Below are 14,385 nucleotides of genomic sequence, written 5' to 3' on the forward strand. Positions count from 1 at the left end.
AGGGGCCCTTCCTAACGCTGGGGGGCACTGCCGCACGGTTTGGCCACCCGGTATCCGGGTAGCCAGCCGCCCCCGTCCGGTCGACGGGACCGGCTACCGCCTGCCGGGACGACGTGACAGGAGGACTCTCGTGCCGCTGCTGTCCCGCCCGAACCACCACCGCGCCGCCTGATGTGCGGGATCAGCGGGGAGGCCCGCTTCGACGGCCGGACGCCCGACGCGAAGGCGGTCACCCGGATGACCGAGGCCATGCGCTCCCGCGGCCCGGACGACGAGGGACTGTACGACGCCGACTGGGTCACCCTCGGGCACCGCCGGCTGACGATCATCGACCTGTCCGAGGCCGGCGGCCAGCCGATGGTGCGCGACGACCTGGGCCTCGCGCTGGTCTTCAACGGCTGCATCTACAACTACCCGGAGCTGCGCGAGGAGCTGCGCAACGCCGGGTACGCGTTCCACTCGACAAGCGACACCGAGGTCATCCTCGTGGCGTACGCGCACTGGGGTGAGCGCTTCGTCGACCACCTCGTGGGCATGTTCGCGATCGGGCTTGTCGACAGGCCCCGACGGCGGCTGATCCTGGCCCGGGACCGGCTCGGCATCAAACCGCTCTACCTCGCCGAGACCCCTGGGCGGCTCCGGTTCGCCTCCACCCTGCCCGCGCTGCTGAGCGCCGGTGACGTGGACACCAGCATCGATCCGGTGGCGTTGCACCACTACCTGTCGTGGCACTCCATCGTGCCCGCGCCCCGAACCGTGCTGCGCGGTGTGCGCAAGCTGCCGCCGGCCACCCTGCGGGTGATCGAGGCAGACGGGCGCAGCCGGGAGGAGGTGTACTGGCAGCCCGACTACGTACGCGAACCCGCCGACGCCGGGATGGACGCCGCCGACTGGCGGGCCGCCATCGGTGACGCGCTGCGCACCGCCGTACGTCGACGGCTTGTCGCCGACGTCCCGGTGGGTGTGCTGCTCTCCGGCGGTCTGGACTCAAGCCTCATCGTGGCGCTGCTCGCCGAGGCGGGCCAGCAGCACCTGCGGACGTTCAGCATCGGCTTCGACAGCCGTGGCGACGAGTCCGGCGACGAGTTCCACTACTCCGACCTGGTGGCCCGCGCCTACGACACCGACCACCACCGGATCCGACTGGCCAACGACGATCTGGTTCCTGCCGTACGCCGGGCCGTGCTGGCAATGAGCGAGCCGATGGGCAGCCACGACGTGGTCGCCTTCCATCTGCTGTCCGAGCAGGTCGCGCGGCACGTGAAGGTGGCGCAGTCCGGGCAGGGCGCCGACGAGGTGTTCGCCGGGTACGGCTACCACCAGCCGCTTGTCGAGGCGCACCGGCACGGCGCCGAGGAGACGTTCGCCGCCGCGTTCTTCGACCGCGACCACGACGAGCTGCGCCAGGTCGTCGGTCCGGAGTACGCGCTGGACCACGACGCCAGCCGGGACCTGCTCGCCGGGCATCTCGCCGCACCCGGCGCGCAGTCGGCGCTGGACGCGGTGCTGCGCCTGGACACCCACCTGATGCTCCCCGACGACCCGGTCAAGCGGGTGGACAACATGAGCATGGCATGGGGTCTGGAGGTGCGTACCCCGTTCCTCGACCAGGACCTGGTCACCCTTGCCGCGCACTGCCCGCCGGAGCACAAGGTGGCCCAGGGCGGCAAGGGTGTGCTCAAGGAGGTCGCCCGGGAGGTGGTTCCGGCCGAGGTGATCGACCGCCCGAAGGGCTACTTCCCGGTGCCGGCGCTGCGCAATGTGGACGGGCCGGTCCGCGAGCTGGTCGCCGAGGCGTTGCAGGCGCCTGTCGCGCGCGAGCGGGGGCTGTTCCGCGCGGAGTACGTGGCGCGGTTGCTCGCCGAGCCGGACCGCGCCGAGGCGGCGGCCGGCAGCAACAAGCTGTGGCAGCTCGGCCTGCTGGAACTCTGGTTGCAGACCCACGACATCCGCTGAGACGGCGCCAGGTCGGGTCAGTCGGCGGCCGTGCGGGCCGCCAGGTCGTCGATGACGGCACGCAGGTCACCGGTACGCGCCAACACCTCACGCTGGCGGGTCGCGCCGGTGCCGTCACGGCGTAGCCGGGCCAGTTGCGCCAGCACGTACCCGAGGTCGCCGTGGCGCAGCAGCGCCGGGGCCACCTTGGCCATCAGGTCGTCGACAATCGTCCACGCCGGTCGGGTGCCGCCGGCCCGCAGGTCGATGAGCTCGCCGTCCAGGCCGTCGTGGGCGGCACGCCAGTGCGCCGCCGCCACCAGACAGTCGCGGGTACGCGGGGCGGTCACACCGGCGCGTACGTCGTCGGCGAGGGAGGCGACAAGTGCGCGTACCAGCGCGGCGACGAGCACCGCGTCATCCACGTCGGAGCAGACGTCACCGACGCGCACCTCCACTGTCGGGTACGCCGACGACGGCCGGGCGTACCAGTAGACCATCGCCGCGTCCAGCATGACGCCGGCGGCGATCAGCTCGTCGACGGTGCGGTCGTAGTCGGCGGCGGACTCGAAGTACGGCGTCGGTCCGATGCTCGGCCACCGTTCCAGCTGCATCGACCGCCAGCTCGCGTGGCCGGTGTCCTGCCCGTCGTGCAGCGGCGAGTTGGTGGTGATGGCCTGCACCACAGGCAACCATCCCCGCAGGTGGTTGCAGACCTGCACGGCCAACTCCCGGTCCGGCAGCCCGACGTGCACGTGGCAGCCGCAGACCGCCGGATCGTGCGCCACAGGCCCGTACCGGCGCGACATCGCGTGGTAGCGCGGCTTGTCCGGCACCGTCCGGTGCGGCTCGGCCACCGGCGTGGCACCGACCGCCACCAGCCGTGCCCCTGCCGCGGCGGCGGCCTCCCCGGCGGATCGGCGCAGCGCCACCAGGTGGCCGCGCAGCTCGGAGAGGTCGGCGCAGACCGGGGTGACCATCTCCACCATGCTGTGCCGGAACTCCTGGCGGCTCTGGTCCCGGGCGGGTCCGCGCAGCGCGGTGAGCACCTTGTCGGCCACCGGCAGGTTCCGCCCGCTCTCCGGGTCCAGCATCAGGTATTCCTCCTCCACGCCGAGCGTGAGGATGCCCAGGTCGGGCACGGTGTCGACGGTCGTTGGACGGTACGCCATGGCCGCCTCCATACGGTTTCGCGGCCACGGGTGGACCCGTGGCCGGGGCGCCTCGGTTTCCCGCGTAAGGCAGGCGGCAAACGCGCGTGCGGACGCCACGCCCGGGTCCGTCGTGTCGCAGGGCGCGCCGGTGTGCGGCGGTCTGGGACGATGCACGGATGCTGATGCGTTGGCGCGGTTCTCGGTGGTTCAACATCGCCCTGGGTCTTGTCGTCGGTGCCGCTGTGGGCCTGGCGGTGTATCTGGCCAGTCGACTGACAGGGCCCGCCCTCTTCGCGCTCTGCGGAACGACTGCCGGTGGCGTCGCGGCGGTGGTCGCGTCCGCCTACTCCCGGAAGTTCCAGTTGACGGAGGTCACGGTCTCTGTCCCGCAGTTCAGTGAGCTGAAGTTCGCCGTCACCCGGGACAACAAGCAAACCGCGTGGCGGCTGTTCGTCGAGGCTGTCACGCGGGTGTCCGGTCAACCGCTGGCGACCGGCACGGGGCACATCCGGGAGGCGTTGACGTCGCTGTACCAGCTGTTCGCGATCAGCAGGGAGATCCTGGGTCAGGTGACGCCCTCCATCCGTACCACCGGCCGCCCGACAGTCGAACACCTCGCAATCGCCATGCTCAACAACGAGCTTCGGCCCTTCCTCTCGGCGTGGCATCCGCGCCTGCGGGCGTGGGAGCAGGCCAACCCGGACGGGCCGGAGTCCGCCTGGCCGGACGACGAGCGGTGCCGCGCGGAGCTTGCGGCCATGCAGCGCCGGCTGCTGCGCTACGTCGAAGGGCTTGGCGAACTCGCCCAGGTGCCGAACGTCGAGGACGTCATGCACGGCATCCTCGCCGAGCCGGCATCAGTTCCCGGCCAGCCGACCCGCGACTCGGTGGCCGACAAGTAGGCACGGCCGCCGACTGTCAACCCGACGCCAGCGTCGCGGCGCGGGCGGTGAGGAAGGCCCGTTCAGCCGCGTTGTCAGTGCCGGCGGCGGCCATCCGGTACGCCTCAACCGCCTCCCCGCGTCGGCCGAGGCGGGCCAGCAGGTCGGCGCGGACGACGTCCCGCACGTGGTAGCCGGGCAGGTCGAGGCGGTCCACCTCGGCCAGCGCCGCCGCCGGCCCGGCCACCTCGGCCAGTGCCACCGCCCGGTTCAGCGCCACCACCGGGCCGGGAGCGAGGACCGTCAGCTGGTCGTACAGCTGAAGGATCTGCCCCCAGTCGGTGTCGGCGACGCGCGGCGCGGCGCTGTGCACGGCGGCGATCGCGGCCTGGATCTGGTACGGCCCCGGCCGGTCACGGCGCAGACAGCGGCGGACCAGCGCCTGCCCTTCGGCGATCAGCGCGGCGTCCCACAGGCTGCGATCCTGGCGGGGCAGCGGCACCAGCTCACCGTCGGCCGTGGTCCGTGCCGGCCGGCGTGACTCGGTGAGCAGCATCAACGCGAGCAGGCCGAGCGCCTCCGGTTCGTCGGGCATCAACTCCACGAGCAGCCGGGCCAGGCGCGTCGCCTCCGCGCACAGCTCGGCGCGGACCAGGCTCGGGCCGGCGCTGGCCGTGTACCCCTCGTTGAAGATCAGGTAAAGCACCGCGAGGACGGCGTGCAGCCGGTCGGGCAGGTCGGCCTCGCGGGGCACCCGGTACGGGATGCGGGCGTTGCGGATCTTCGACTTGGCGCGGACCAGCCGCTGCGCCATCGTCGGCTCGGGGACCAGGAAAGCGCGGGCGATCTCGGCGGTGCTCAGGCCACCGAGCAGGCGCAGGGTGAGCGCGACGCGGGTAGCCGGGGCCAGCGCCGGATGACAGCAGGTGAAGATCAGGCGTAGCCGGTCGTCGCGCACCGGGCCCTCCTCGACGGGTGGATCGGCGGCGTGCAGCAGGGCCGCCTCGGCGTGCCGGTCGGCCCGGGTCGCCTCCCGGCGCAGCCGGTCGATGGCCCGGTTACGGGCGGTGGTGATGATCCAGCCGGCCGGGCTGGGCGGTACGCCGCTGCTCGGCCAACGCCGTACCGCTACGGTGAACGCCTCCTGGACGGCCTCCTCGGCGAGGTCGATGTCGCCCAGCAGCCGGACCAGCACGGCGACCGCGCGGCCGTACTCGGCCCGGAACACCGCCTCGATGTCGGGCACGCTCAGACCCCGGATCCACCCTGGAACGGACGGACCTCGATCGGCAGGGTGGTGGCAAGCGCGTAGCGGCGACCCCACTCCAGGGCGACGTCCAGGTCCGGCACGTCGATGACGACGATGCCACCGAGGTACTCCTTGCCCTCGACGAACGGCCCGTCGGTGATCAGCACGTCGCCGTCGCGGGCGCGCAGCACTGTTGCGGTCTCCGGGCCGTGCAGGCCCTGCCCGAAGACCCACGAACCGGCGGCGGACAACTCGTCGTGCAGCTCGCCGACCTGCCGCATCACAGCGGCCAGGAACTCCGGCTCCGGCGGCCGTTCACCCTGCGGCTGCTGGATGCTGAGCAGGTACAGCGTCATCGTTCCTCCTCGCGGCGGCGACCCGGCCCGATGCCGATGTCCCATCCTCTACACGAACGGCCGCCGCCCACCACGACAGGCCGCCGGCAGGAACTTTTCGCGCCGGTCCGCGCCGGTCCGGGCCGAGGGCGCCGGCCGGGGCCGCCGGACGGCTTCGGTGGTACGCCCGGTGACGGCCCGATGACCAGCGTGTACGGCTGCGGTGTCGCGCCGTCGTGGGCCGGGTGCGATGGTGTAGAAAGGCGGAGTGAGCGCAGCGGTGACGCAGGTGCGGGTCTTCGACGGCGGGACGGTCCACGGTGGCTGACCACGACCAGTCGCCCCTTTCCCGCACCGCAGGCACCGCTCTGGTGCAGCTCGGCGACGTACCGTTGGCGGATCTGCTGGCCGGTGCCGGTGACGGCGTCCTTGCCCACGTGTTGGGCACGCTGGCCGCCGAGGGTGAGCCGGGTCGGCCCGGCGACGTGTCGGCTTTCGAATCGAGCTTCTGACAGTGCCGGCCGACGCCTCGCCGTCGGCCACCCGACACCGCCCTGCCGTGGACACGACGGGCGTCGCGTCGGTGCCCCGCGTCCGCCAACTGGTGTTGAAGGTCCACTCGCGGTGCAACCTGGCATGCGACTACTGCTACGTCTACCGCAACGCCGACCAGGGTTGGCGCGACCGCCCCCGAGTCATGGCGCCGGGCACCGTGGCCCGGGTCGCCGACCGGCTGGCCGCGCACGTGGCCCGGCACGGCACCGACCGGGTGCGGGTGGTGCTGCACGGCGGGGAGCCGCTGCTCGCCGGCCTGCCCGCACTCGACCGGACGGTACGCACCCTGCGCGCCGCCATGCCCACGGGCACCACCCTCGACGTGGCGATGCAGACGAACGGGTTGCTCCTCGACGAGGCGGCGCTCGGCCTGTGCCACACCCACGGCATCGACGTCGGCGTGAGCCTCGACGGTGACCGGGTGTCCAACGACCGTAACCGCCGGCACGCCGACGGGCGGGGCAGTTTCGCCGAGGTGGCCGCCGCGCTGCGCCTGCTGGCCCGGCCCGAGCATCGGGAGCGCTACGCCGGCCTGCTCTGCACTGTGGACCTGGCGAACGATCCGATCGCCGTCTACGAGGGTCTGCGCGAGTTCGACCCGCCCCGGCTGGATCTGCTGCTGCCGCACGGCAACTGGAGCAGCCCGCCACCTGGCCGGCAGCCCGACGACCCGGCCACCCCGTACGCGGACTGGCTCATCGCCGTCTTCGACCGCTGGTACGCCGAGACGCCACGGCGTACCGGCATCCGGCTGTTCGAGTCGCTCATCGCGTTGCTGCTGGGCGGTCGCAGTGGCACCCGGGCGCTCGGGACCGCCGAACCGGACGTGATGACGATCGAGACCGACGGCACCATCGAAGGCACCGACACCCTCAAGACGACAACTACCTCGGCCATGCGTACCGGATTCGACGTGTTCCGGCACAGCCTCGACGAGGCGCTGCGGCACCCCTCGTTGGCGGGACGCCCGACAGGTTTCGACTCCCTGGCGGCGGCCTGCCGGGCCTGCCCGGTCGTGGGCGTCTGCGGCGGTGGCCTGTACGCACACCGTTTCCGCGACGGCGCCGGCTTCGCCAACCCGTCGGTCTACTGCGGCGACCTGTTCCGGCTGATCGGGCACGTGCGGTCCACAGTGGCCGCCGACCTGGACGCGCTGCGCCACCGCATCACCTCCCGGCCCGACCTCAGCACACCGGTCGGGCGGTGAGCTGTGGTGTCGGAGCCGTTGTCCGCACCACAGCTCGCCGGGCTGGCTGGCGGGCGCGGCGACGCCGACACGTTCGCGGTGCTTCGCGGCGGGCAACTCGGTCGCCGCCGGCTGCTGACCGTCGCCGCCGCGCGTGCCGCCGCCGACCAGCCACTCGTGGGGCAGAGCCTGGCCCTGCTGACCCGGGCCGAGCGGGCTGACCCGGCCGCCGTGGCCGATGTGCTGGCCCATCCCCCGGTCACCGGTTGGGCCCGCGCCATGCTGGACGGCACCACAGGTCCCGCCTACCTGGCGGCGCTCGCGGCGGTGGCCGCGACCCGCGCCGGGCTGACGTACACGCTGACGTTGCCCGGCCCCGCCGACGGCGTGCTGCCGTTGCCGACCGTCGGCACCGCGACGGGACTGCCCGCCGGCCCGGTGCTGCTGTGCGGCGAGGCCGACACGCTGCGGATCGACGCTGAGGGCGCGGCGGGCGCCGGGCTACGGATCGGCAGCGTGGCGGGCGGCGGGGTGCGGATCGGCGGCGCGGCGGGCGGCGGCCGGGTTGGCACCGACGGCGGCGGGGTGAGCTGGTGGCCGCTGCGCCGGATCAGCCTCGTCGAGGGTTTCGTGGTGACTGTGGACGACCAGGACCCGTGGCGGCGCTGCTACCACCGGCCCTCGGCAGACCGGCTGGACGACGCGGCGGCGGCCCGGCTCAGCCGGCTCACGGCCGACGGGTGGCAGTGGCTGCTGGCGCACCTGCCGGCGCACGCCGACGCGTTGACCGTTCTGCTGCGCTCGCTGGTGCCGCTGCTCCCCCCGCCGTCCGGCAACGCGGTGAGCGCCACCAGCCGGGATGCCCTGGGTGCCATCGCGCTGTCGGTGCCGGCCGACGCCCAGACCCTCGCGCTGCTGCTCGTGCACGAGCTGCAACACACCAAACTCGGCGCGCTGCTGGACCTGGTGCCGCTGTACCGGCCGGGAGGGGCGGCCCGGTACCGGGCGCCGTGGCGGCTCGACCCCCGCCCGGTTGGCGCCCTGTTGCAGGGCGCGTACGCGCACCTGGGGGTGGCCGAGGTGTGGCGCTGCCGGCAGCACGAGGGGATCACTGCCGCTTTCGAGTACGCGTACTGGCGGGAGCAGACCAGCCGCGCGGCCCGGCAGCTCGCCGGGGCGGCCGAGTTGACAGCTGCCGGCCGGTCCTTCGTGGCGGGCATGACCCGGGCTCTGCGCGACTGGCGGGACCCGGTCGACGGCCGGGTCGAGGCGGTGGTCCGCGATGTGGCTGACGCCGGCGCGGTGCGGTGGGGCCTGGCCAACCTGACGCCCGACCCGGAGGGCGTGGACCGGCTGGCGCGGGCCTGGCGGCAGGGCGTGGCACCCGACGCCGGCATGCCGACGCCGACTGTCGCGCCGGCCCCGGCCAGCCCGGCCCTACGCGCCGACTCCGGCCCGGAGGCCGCGGTGCGACGGCAACTCCTGGACGCCAGCGGACCACCCGTGTCGAACCCGAGCGACCAGGCCTACGCGGCGGGCAAGCTGGAGGACGCGCTGGCCGGGTACCGCCGCCGTCTGACCGCCGACCCCGGCGACGTCGACGCCTGGGTAGGGCTGGCGCTCACCGCCCGCCACACCGGCCAGCCAGCCGCGGCCGGGGCGCTGGCCGGCCGGCCCGAGCTGGTGCGGGCGCTCGACCAGACACTGCCTGACGCCGACCCGCTCGCCCTCGCAGAGTGGCTGGGGCAGGCCGTTCCCGCCGCCGAACGCCACCCCGAACCAGGACGATAGGCCCCGACCCGACGCCCGGCACCCCCGCGTCCTGGCGAGACAGCACGCCAGAACCTGGGTGCCACGGCGATCAGCACGTCAGCAGCGGGGCGCCACGGTGATCAGCTTGATCGGAAGCGGCAGACCTGCGGGCGCGACCACCGAGGTGCGAACAACTGCCGACGCCCGGAGGGGTCGGGTTGCGTCCTTTGCTCTGCTTCAACAGGCGCAACACTTTTCGACCAAAAGCGTTGCGTGGGTTGAAGCAGAGCAAAGGACGTGCAGGGGAGATGGCGGGGAGGCAAAGGTGGTTCGTCCTGAACGGCTGATCTCCGAGGGCCTGCCGACGGGCGAGGGGCGACCAGCGGCATCCAGACGGCGAGCGGCGTCCAGACGGCGAGCGGCGTCCAGACGGCGAGCGGCGTCCAGACGGCGAGCGGTGAAGAGGGGCGCGGGTCAGAGGAGGGCTGGTTCGATGTAGGCGTTGGCGCGTTCCTGCTGGCGGGCCTGTACGACCCGCGGATTGTCACCGCCGAAGAGCTGCACCAACTGCCCGAACGCCTCGTCGTAGAGGGCCTGGCCGGCATCCGCCTCGCTCTCGGTGCCCAGGCGGCTCAACGCCAGGTTGACCGAGGCCGAGAGGGTGTCCGGGTGGTCGGCGCCAAGCGCCCGGGTCAACTCCACGTAGGCGGTGGTGTCCAGCAGCAGCGCGGTGTCCCGGTCGCCGAGGGCGAACAGGTCGTTGGCCAGGTTGAGGGTGGCCAGCAGGGTGTGCGGGTGCCGCTCGCCGAGGTTGGCGAGCAACTGGTCGCGGACCCGCTGGGACAGCTCCCGAGCCTGCGTGTGGTCGCCCTGCTTGCGCAGCAGCACACCGAGGTTGTTGAGGCAGGCAAGGGTGATGGCGTGCGTCTCGCCGAGCACCTCGTTGTAGCCGTCGCGCAGCCGGCGGGCCACCCGAAGCGCCGTCTGGTTGTCGCCCACCGCGGACCAGGTCGTCGCCAGGGCCATCTCGGCGGACAGGGTGTCGGCGTGGTCGCCGCCGAGGGTGCGCTGATACCTGACGACCGTCCGCTCGATCAGCCGGTGCGCGTCGGCGAACCGGCCCAGTTGGCGCAGTGTGAGCGCCAACTCCTTGGCCGTCCGCAGGGTCTCCGGGTGGTCCGCGCCGATGACCTTCTGCTGGATGCCGTACGTGCGTTGCAGCACGCTGTGCGACCGCCACAGCTCGCCGACGTCGCGCAGCCCGCGCCCGTAGTTGCTGGCCGAGGCGAGGGTGGACGGATCCTCCTCGCCGAAGCGGTCCCGCCGTCGCTCGTGGATGTGCTGGTCCAGTGCGGCGGCGCCACGGAAGTCGCCGACCAGCCGCAACGACACGGCGAGGTTGTTCTCAGCGGTGAGCGTCCGGCCGCTGTCGTCGCCGAAGCTGCGCACGCTCAGCTCCAGGGTGCGGCGGTCCTGCGCCTCGGCCTCGTGGTACAGCCCCTGGGCGCGCAGGTCCGCGCCGAGGCTGCGGGCGGTCATCAGCGTGTAGAGGTGCTCCTCGCCGAAGATCCGCCGCTGGCGATCGTAGACGTCCCGGTCGATGTCGTACGCCCGGTCGAAGTGGCTCTGCGCGCGCAGCACGTTGGCGAGGTGGAAGCGCATCCGCAGTTTGGTCGGGTCGTCCTCGTCGGTGTCCCGCCATCCGGCCAGCGACTCCTCGGCGAGGGCCCGGCTGGTGTCGTAGTCACCGCGCCGGTAGAGGTAGCGCACGATGTCCACCACCAACTGCCGCGCCTCGTCCATCGTGGACAGGTGCAGCTCACTGGGGCGTACGTGTGGCCACAGCTCGGCGTACCGGGGCCAGTTGACAGGCTTGTCGGGGTCGCGGGGGCTCGCGGCGGCCAGCAGCAGCTGCGCCTGGCGGCGGGCCTCCTCCGGATCGCCGAGCTGGTCCTGGATGACCAGCTGGACCAGCCGGTGGATCCGCACCGAGTTGTTCTCCGCGTCGACCTGGGCCAGCCCGTAGCGGCCCAGCTCGGCGGTCACCAGGCCCTGCAGGATCGGGTCGGTAAGCGTGGGGTCGATCGGGGCCATGAAACTGGCGAAGCGGTCGGGCGCGGCTACCCCGCCGACATGATCGCCACCTACGGTGTCGAGCCCCCGGTACGTGGCGACGACCTGGCGGTCATCGCCACGCCCACCGACTTCCTCGGGGTGAACTACTACTTCCGGCAACTGGTTGTCGACGACCCGGCCGGACCGCCGCCGTACGCCCGGCAGGTGCCGGTGCCCGGCGCGGTGGAGACCGCGATGGGTTGGGAGACGTACCCGGCAGGGCTGGAGCGACTGCTTGTCGAGGTCCACGAGGAGTACCGACCGGGGAAGATCATCGTTACCGAGAGTGGCTCGGCGTGGCCGGACGAGGTCACCGCGGACGGCACGGTCGAGGACAAGGAGCGCACCGACCACCTGGAGCAGCACCTGGCGGCGTGTGCGGCGGCGGTGGCCCGGGGCGTGCCGCTGGACGGCTACTTCGTCTGGTCCCTGCTTGACAACTTCGAGTGGGCGTACGGCTACGACAAGCGCTTCGGGCTCGTGCACGTGGACTACACGACCCAGCGTCGGACGGTCAAGGCGAGCGGCAGGCGCTACGCGGAGCTGATCCGCGCCCACCGGCGTCTCGCCGGGGCGGCCGGCGCCGTGACGCCGGTGGCCTGAACGGGGTCGGCGAGACCGGCCGCCCGGGGTGCCTCATGGGCGCCCCGGGCGGCCGTTCCGGTCACGGTCCGGCGAAACCGTCACCGACGGCCGCCCCGGCTGGCTAGCCTGCGGCCATGGCCACAGCACCCGACGAGGTCGAGCACACCGGCGGCATGCCGCGAGTGTCCGGCACCGACCGGATGACGGCCTTCAGCGACGGTGTCTTCGCCATCGTCATCACCCTGCTGGTGATCGAGTTGCGGGTGCCGGAATACCACGAGGGTGAGTTGCTCACCGGGCTGCTCGGCGAGGGTGCCTCCTACCTGGCCTTCATCGTGTCGTTCGTCTACATCGGGGTGCTCTGGCTCAACCACCACGCGCTGCTCAAACTGATCCGTGGGACCACCCTCGCCCTGAGCTGGATCAACCTCGGCATCCTCTTCGGGGCAGTGATCATCCCGTTTCCCACGGCGGTGCTGGCGGCGGCGTTCACGCACGGCGACGTCGACGACCAGCGCGCGGCCGTAGCCCTGTACGCGGCGTCCGCCGCGCTGATGTCGGCGCCGTGGCTGGTGTTCTTCGCCTACCTTCGCCGTCATCCGGAGCTTCTGGGGCGCAGGGTGAGCGCGGAGCACGTCCGGATGCAGCGGCTGCGACCTGTCACCGGCCTGGTCCTGTACGGGCTCAGCGGTCTGCTCGGCTGGTTCGCCAACCCGCTGCTGGGCCTGATCGGCCTCATCGTGATGATCGTGTATCACGCCGTGACCAGCCAGGGAGTCCACCGACACGCCAATCATCAGCCCTCGCTTAAATAAGCCAGGCCTGATATAACTGTCGCCGTGCACGCCTTCGACGTGCTGGGCGATCCGGTCCGGCGCCGCATCCTGGAGCTGCTCGCCGAGGGCGAGCAGACCGCCGGCGCGGTCAGCGCGGTCATCCGCGACGAGTTCGGCATCTCCCAACCCGCCGTGTCCCAGCACCTCAAGGTGCTGCGGGACAACGGCTTCGCCACCGTACGGCCGGACGGCACCCGGCGGCTCTATGCCGTCGACCCGCGCCCACTGCGCGAGGTGGACGGCTGGCTGGAGCACTTCCGCCGGTTCTGGGCCCCACCTCTGGCCGCGCTCGCCACCGAACTGGCCCGGGGCCGACGCGAACGCCGGCTACGCGAAGCCTCCGACCCACCCGACGAGAGGAACGAATGATGGACGCCATCGAGCAGATCAACGCCGTTCAGCGCACTGTCGGCAGCCGCACCCTGCAGGCCGGCGAGGCCCGGGTCAGCACCGTCAGCCAGACGTACCAGACAACCGTCGAGGACCTCTGGGACGCCTGCACCAACGCCGAACGCATCCCCCGCTGGTTCCTGCCGATCACCGGTGACCTGCGGTTGCACGGCACGTACCAGCTCAAGGACAACGCCGGCGGCACCATCGAGAGCTGCGACCCGCCGCACCGCTTCACCGCAACCTGGGAGTACGGCGGCGAGGTCAGCTGGATCGAGGTACGCCTCACCCCCGTCGACACCGAGCGCACCCGCTTCGAACTCGACCACATCGCGCACGTCGACCAGGACCGGTGGGCCCAGTTCGGGCCGGGTGCCGTCGGCGTTGGCTGGGACCTGGGCCTGCTCGGTCTCGCCTCGTACCTGGCCGGCGACGGCAGCGGCGTCCGCCCGGAGGACAGCGCCGAGTGGACCGCCTCCGCCGAGGGACGCCGGTTCATGGAGCTGAGCAGCCAACTGTGGGGCGAGGCAAGCATCGCCGCCGGCACCGACGCCGACGAGGCGAAGGCCGCCGCCGAGCGCACCACCTCCTTCTACACCGGCGCCCCGGCGAGCTGAGCCGCCCGACCCGACGGTCCGCCGACATCGCGGTTTCCGACCCAGCCGTTCCCGTGAACGGCGCATCCGGTCATGCGGGCGGCAGGGTTCCGGGCGTGCGGGCGATCAGCTTCCGGACGTGCGGGCTATCAGCTTCCGGTCGTGCGGGTGGCGGGCTTCCGCCGTTCGCACGACCGGGTGCGCGGGCGGCCGCCCGGGTAACGTGCTGCGGCATGACCGGTACGCCGTACTCGCACTGCTCCTACTGCGGCGCCGCCTACCGGCCGGACGCCGGGTGGCCGAGGATCTGCACCGTCTGCGGCGAGACGGTCTGGCGCAATCCGCTGCCCGTCGCGGTCGCGGTGTTGCCGGTCCGCACCGCCGACGGCCTGGGCGTGGTGGTGGTCCGCCGGGACATCGAGCCGGCCCGCGGGCTGCTCGCGCTGCCCGGCGGCTTCATCGAGTACGGCGAGGAGTGGTCCGAAGCGCTGGTCCGGGAGTTGGGGGAAGAGACCGGGCTGATCGCGGCCGCCCAGGACGCGCGGCTCTTCGCTGTGCACAGCGCCCCCGCGGGCGGCACGATGATGATCTTCGGCGTGCTGCCCGAGCGGGCGGCCGAGGAACTACCGCCGTCGGCGCCGACCGAGGAGGCTACCGGATGGTTGGTGCTCACCGACCCGGTTGAGCTGGCGTTCTCCACCCACACCCGGGTACTCGCCGACTTCCTCACGCCCAACCGCACCGCCTGACCGCCCCGCGCCCATGATCGTGCTCGACCCTGGATGTGGTGGCCTTTCGCATCACGGATGCCACTAC

General features: G+C 72.4%; 14 protein-coding genes. 10 read left to right on the forward strand and 4 right to left on the reverse strand.

From position 1 onward, the window contains the following. Positions 1 to 171 precede the first annotated feature (171 nt). Positions 172 to 1,956, forward strand: a complete 1,785-nt coding sequence (locus tag ACPXB1_RS11610) for an N-acetylglutaminylglutamine amidotransferase (protein WP_355631621.1) — start codon at positions 172 to 174, stop codon at positions 1,954 to 1,956. A 17-nt stretch (positions 1,957 to 1,973) separates the two neighbouring features. Here ACPXB1_RS11610 and ACPXB1_RS11615 read toward each other — a convergent pair whose 3' ends face one another. Beyond that, complete coding sequence (locus ACPXB1_RS11615; protein WP_425735199.1) at positions 1,974 to 3,107, reverse strand: carboxylate-amine ligase; 1,134 nt, start codon at positions 3,105 to 3,107, stop codon at positions 1,974 to 1,976. Positions 3,108 to 3,265: 158 nt separating this feature from the next. Between ACPXB1_RS11615 and ACPXB1_RS11620 the strand changes: the two genes are divergently transcribed. Continuing rightward, a complete protein-coding gene (locus tag ACPXB1_RS11620; RefSeq protein ID WP_425735200.1) occupies positions 3,266 to 3,991 on the forward strand; it encodes a hypothetical protein in 726 nt (241 codons plus the stop codon). A gap of 16 nt (positions 3,992 to 4,007) precedes the next feature. Here ACPXB1_RS11620 and ACPXB1_RS11625 read toward each other — a convergent pair whose 3' ends face one another. After that, complete coding sequence (locus ACPXB1_RS11625) at positions 4,008 to 5,216, reverse strand: RNA polymerase sigma factor (protein WP_355631618.1); 1,209 nt, start codon at positions 5,214 to 5,216, stop codon at positions 4,008 to 4,010. Between the two features lie 2 nt (positions 5,217 to 5,218). Beyond that, positions 5,219 to 5,575, reverse strand: coding sequence for a YciI family protein (locus tag ACPXB1_RS11630; protein WP_425735201.1), 357 nt, complete (start codon positions 5,573 to 5,575; stop codon positions 5,219 to 5,221). A 299-nt stretch (positions 5,576 to 5,874) separates the two neighbouring features. Here ACPXB1_RS11630 and fxsA point away from each other — a divergent pair, with 299 nt between their 5' ends. From fxsA to ACPXB1_RS11645, 3 genes are read left to right on the forward strand one after another with little or no spacing between them, the layout of a single operon-like run. Next, on the forward strand, positions 5,875 to 6,066 hold the full coding sequence (gene fxsA / locus ACPXB1_RS11635) for an FxSxx-COOH cyclophane-containing RiPP peptide (RefSeq protein WP_355589089.1): 192 nt from the start codon (positions 5,875 to 5,877) through the stop codon (positions 6,064 to 6,066). Between the two features lie 47 nt (positions 6,067 to 6,113). After that, the gene (locus ACPXB1_RS11640; protein WP_425735202.1) at positions 6,114 to 7,316 is read left to right on the forward strand and encodes an FxsB family cyclophane-forming radical SAM/SPASM peptide maturase; all 1,203 of its coding nucleotides are present in this window, start codon (positions 6,114 to 6,116) and stop codon (positions 7,314 to 7,316) included. Between the two features lie 6 nt (positions 7,317 to 7,322). Further along, complete coding sequence (locus ACPXB1_RS11645; protein ID WP_425735203.1) at positions 7,323 to 9,086, forward strand: aKG-HExxH-type peptide beta-hydroxylase; 1,764 nt, start codon at positions 7,323 to 7,325, stop codon at positions 9,084 to 9,086. A gap of 435 nt (positions 9,087 to 9,521) precedes the next feature. On the opposite strand, the gene fxsT is transcribed toward ACPXB1_RS11645, so the two are convergent. After that, entirely contained in the window at positions 9,522 to 11,282 is a 1,761-nt protein-coding gene (gene fxsT, locus ACPXB1_RS11650) for an FxSxx-COOH system tetratricopeptide repeat protein (protein ID WP_355631615.1), read from the reverse strand. Here fxsT and ACPXB1_RS11655 point away from each other — a divergent pair. The 5 genes from ACPXB1_RS11655 (at position 11,181) to ACPXB1_RS11675 (ending at position 14,318) form a co-directional block, all read left to right on the forward strand. Then, on the forward strand, positions 11,181 to 11,765 hold the full coding sequence (locus tag ACPXB1_RS11655) for a family 1 glycosylhydrolase (RefSeq protein WP_355631612.1): 585 nt from the start codon (positions 11,181 to 11,183) through the stop codon (positions 11,763 to 11,765). The genes fxsT and ACPXB1_RS11655 overlap by 102 nt on opposite strands. 116 nt (positions 11,766 to 11,881) lie before the next feature. Then, the gene (locus tag ACPXB1_RS11660) at positions 11,882 to 12,562 is read left to right on the forward strand and encodes a TMEM175 family protein (RefSeq protein WP_355631609.1); all 681 of its coding nucleotides are present in this window, start codon (positions 11,882 to 11,884) and stop codon (positions 12,560 to 12,562) included. Between the two features lie 24 nt (positions 12,563 to 12,586). Then, positions 12,587 to 12,952, forward strand: a complete 366-nt coding sequence (locus tag ACPXB1_RS11665; RefSeq protein WP_355589082.1) for an ArsR/SmtB family transcription factor — start codon at positions 12,587 to 12,589, stop codon at positions 12,950 to 12,952. Beyond that, entirely contained in the window at positions 12,952 to 13,590 is a 639-nt protein-coding gene (locus ACPXB1_RS11670) for an SRPBCC family protein (RefSeq protein ID WP_355589080.1), read from the forward strand. The genes ACPXB1_RS11665 and ACPXB1_RS11670 overlap by 1 nt, the downstream gene beginning before the upstream one ends. Before the next feature lie 212 nt (positions 13,591 to 13,802). Continuing rightward, positions 13,803 to 14,318: an NUDIX domain-containing protein gene (locus ACPXB1_RS11675; protein ID WP_355589078.1), complete on the forward strand. Its 516-nt coding sequence runs from the start codon at positions 13,803 to 13,805 to the stop codon at positions 14,316 to 14,318. Positions 14,319 to 14,385: the final 67 nt, after the last annotated feature.

The organism is Micromonospora sp. DT68 (assembly GCF_049847245.1).
In the GTDB taxonomy this organism is placed as follows: Bacteria; Actinomycetota; Actinomycetes; order Mycobacteriales; family Micromonosporaceae; genus Micromonospora; species Micromonospora profundi.

What these genes read in the sequence shown, in the direction of transcription:
- ACPXB1_RS11610 (WP_355631621.1), top strand. Translation starts at nt 172, where the DNA reads ATGTGCGGGATCAGCGGGGAGGCCCGCTTCGACGGCCGGACGCCCGAC.
- ACPXB1_RS11670 (WP_355589080.1), top strand. Translation starts at nt 12,952, where the DNA reads ATGGACGCCATCGAGCAGATCAACGCCGTTCAGCGCACTGTCGGCAGC.
- ACPXB1_RS11620 (WP_425735200.1), top strand. Translation starts at nt 3,266, where the DNA reads ATGCTGATGCGTTGGCGCGGTTCTCGGTGGTTCAACATCGCCCTGGGT.
- ACPXB1_RS11675 (WP_355589078.1), top strand. Translation starts at nt 13,803, where the DNA reads ATGACCGGTACGCCGTACTCGCACTGCTCCTACTGCGGCGCCGCCTAC.
- ACPXB1_RS11615 (WP_425735199.1), bottom strand. Translation starts at nt 3,107, where the DNA reads ATGGCGTACCGTCCAACGACCGTCGACACCGTGCCCGACCTGGGCATC.
- ACPXB1_RS11660 (WP_355631609.1), top strand. Translation starts at nt 11,882, where the DNA reads ATGGCCACAGCACCCGACGAGGTCGAGCACACCGGCGGCATGCCGCGA.
- ACPXB1_RS11630 (WP_425735201.1), bottom strand. Translation starts at nt 5,575, where the DNA reads ATGACGCTGTACCTGCTCAGCATCCAGCAGCCGCAGGGTGAACGGCCG.
- ACPXB1_RS11655 (WP_355631612.1), top strand. Translation starts at nt 11,181, where the DNA reads ATGATCGCCACCTACGGTGTCGAGCCCCCGGTACGTGGCGACGACCTG.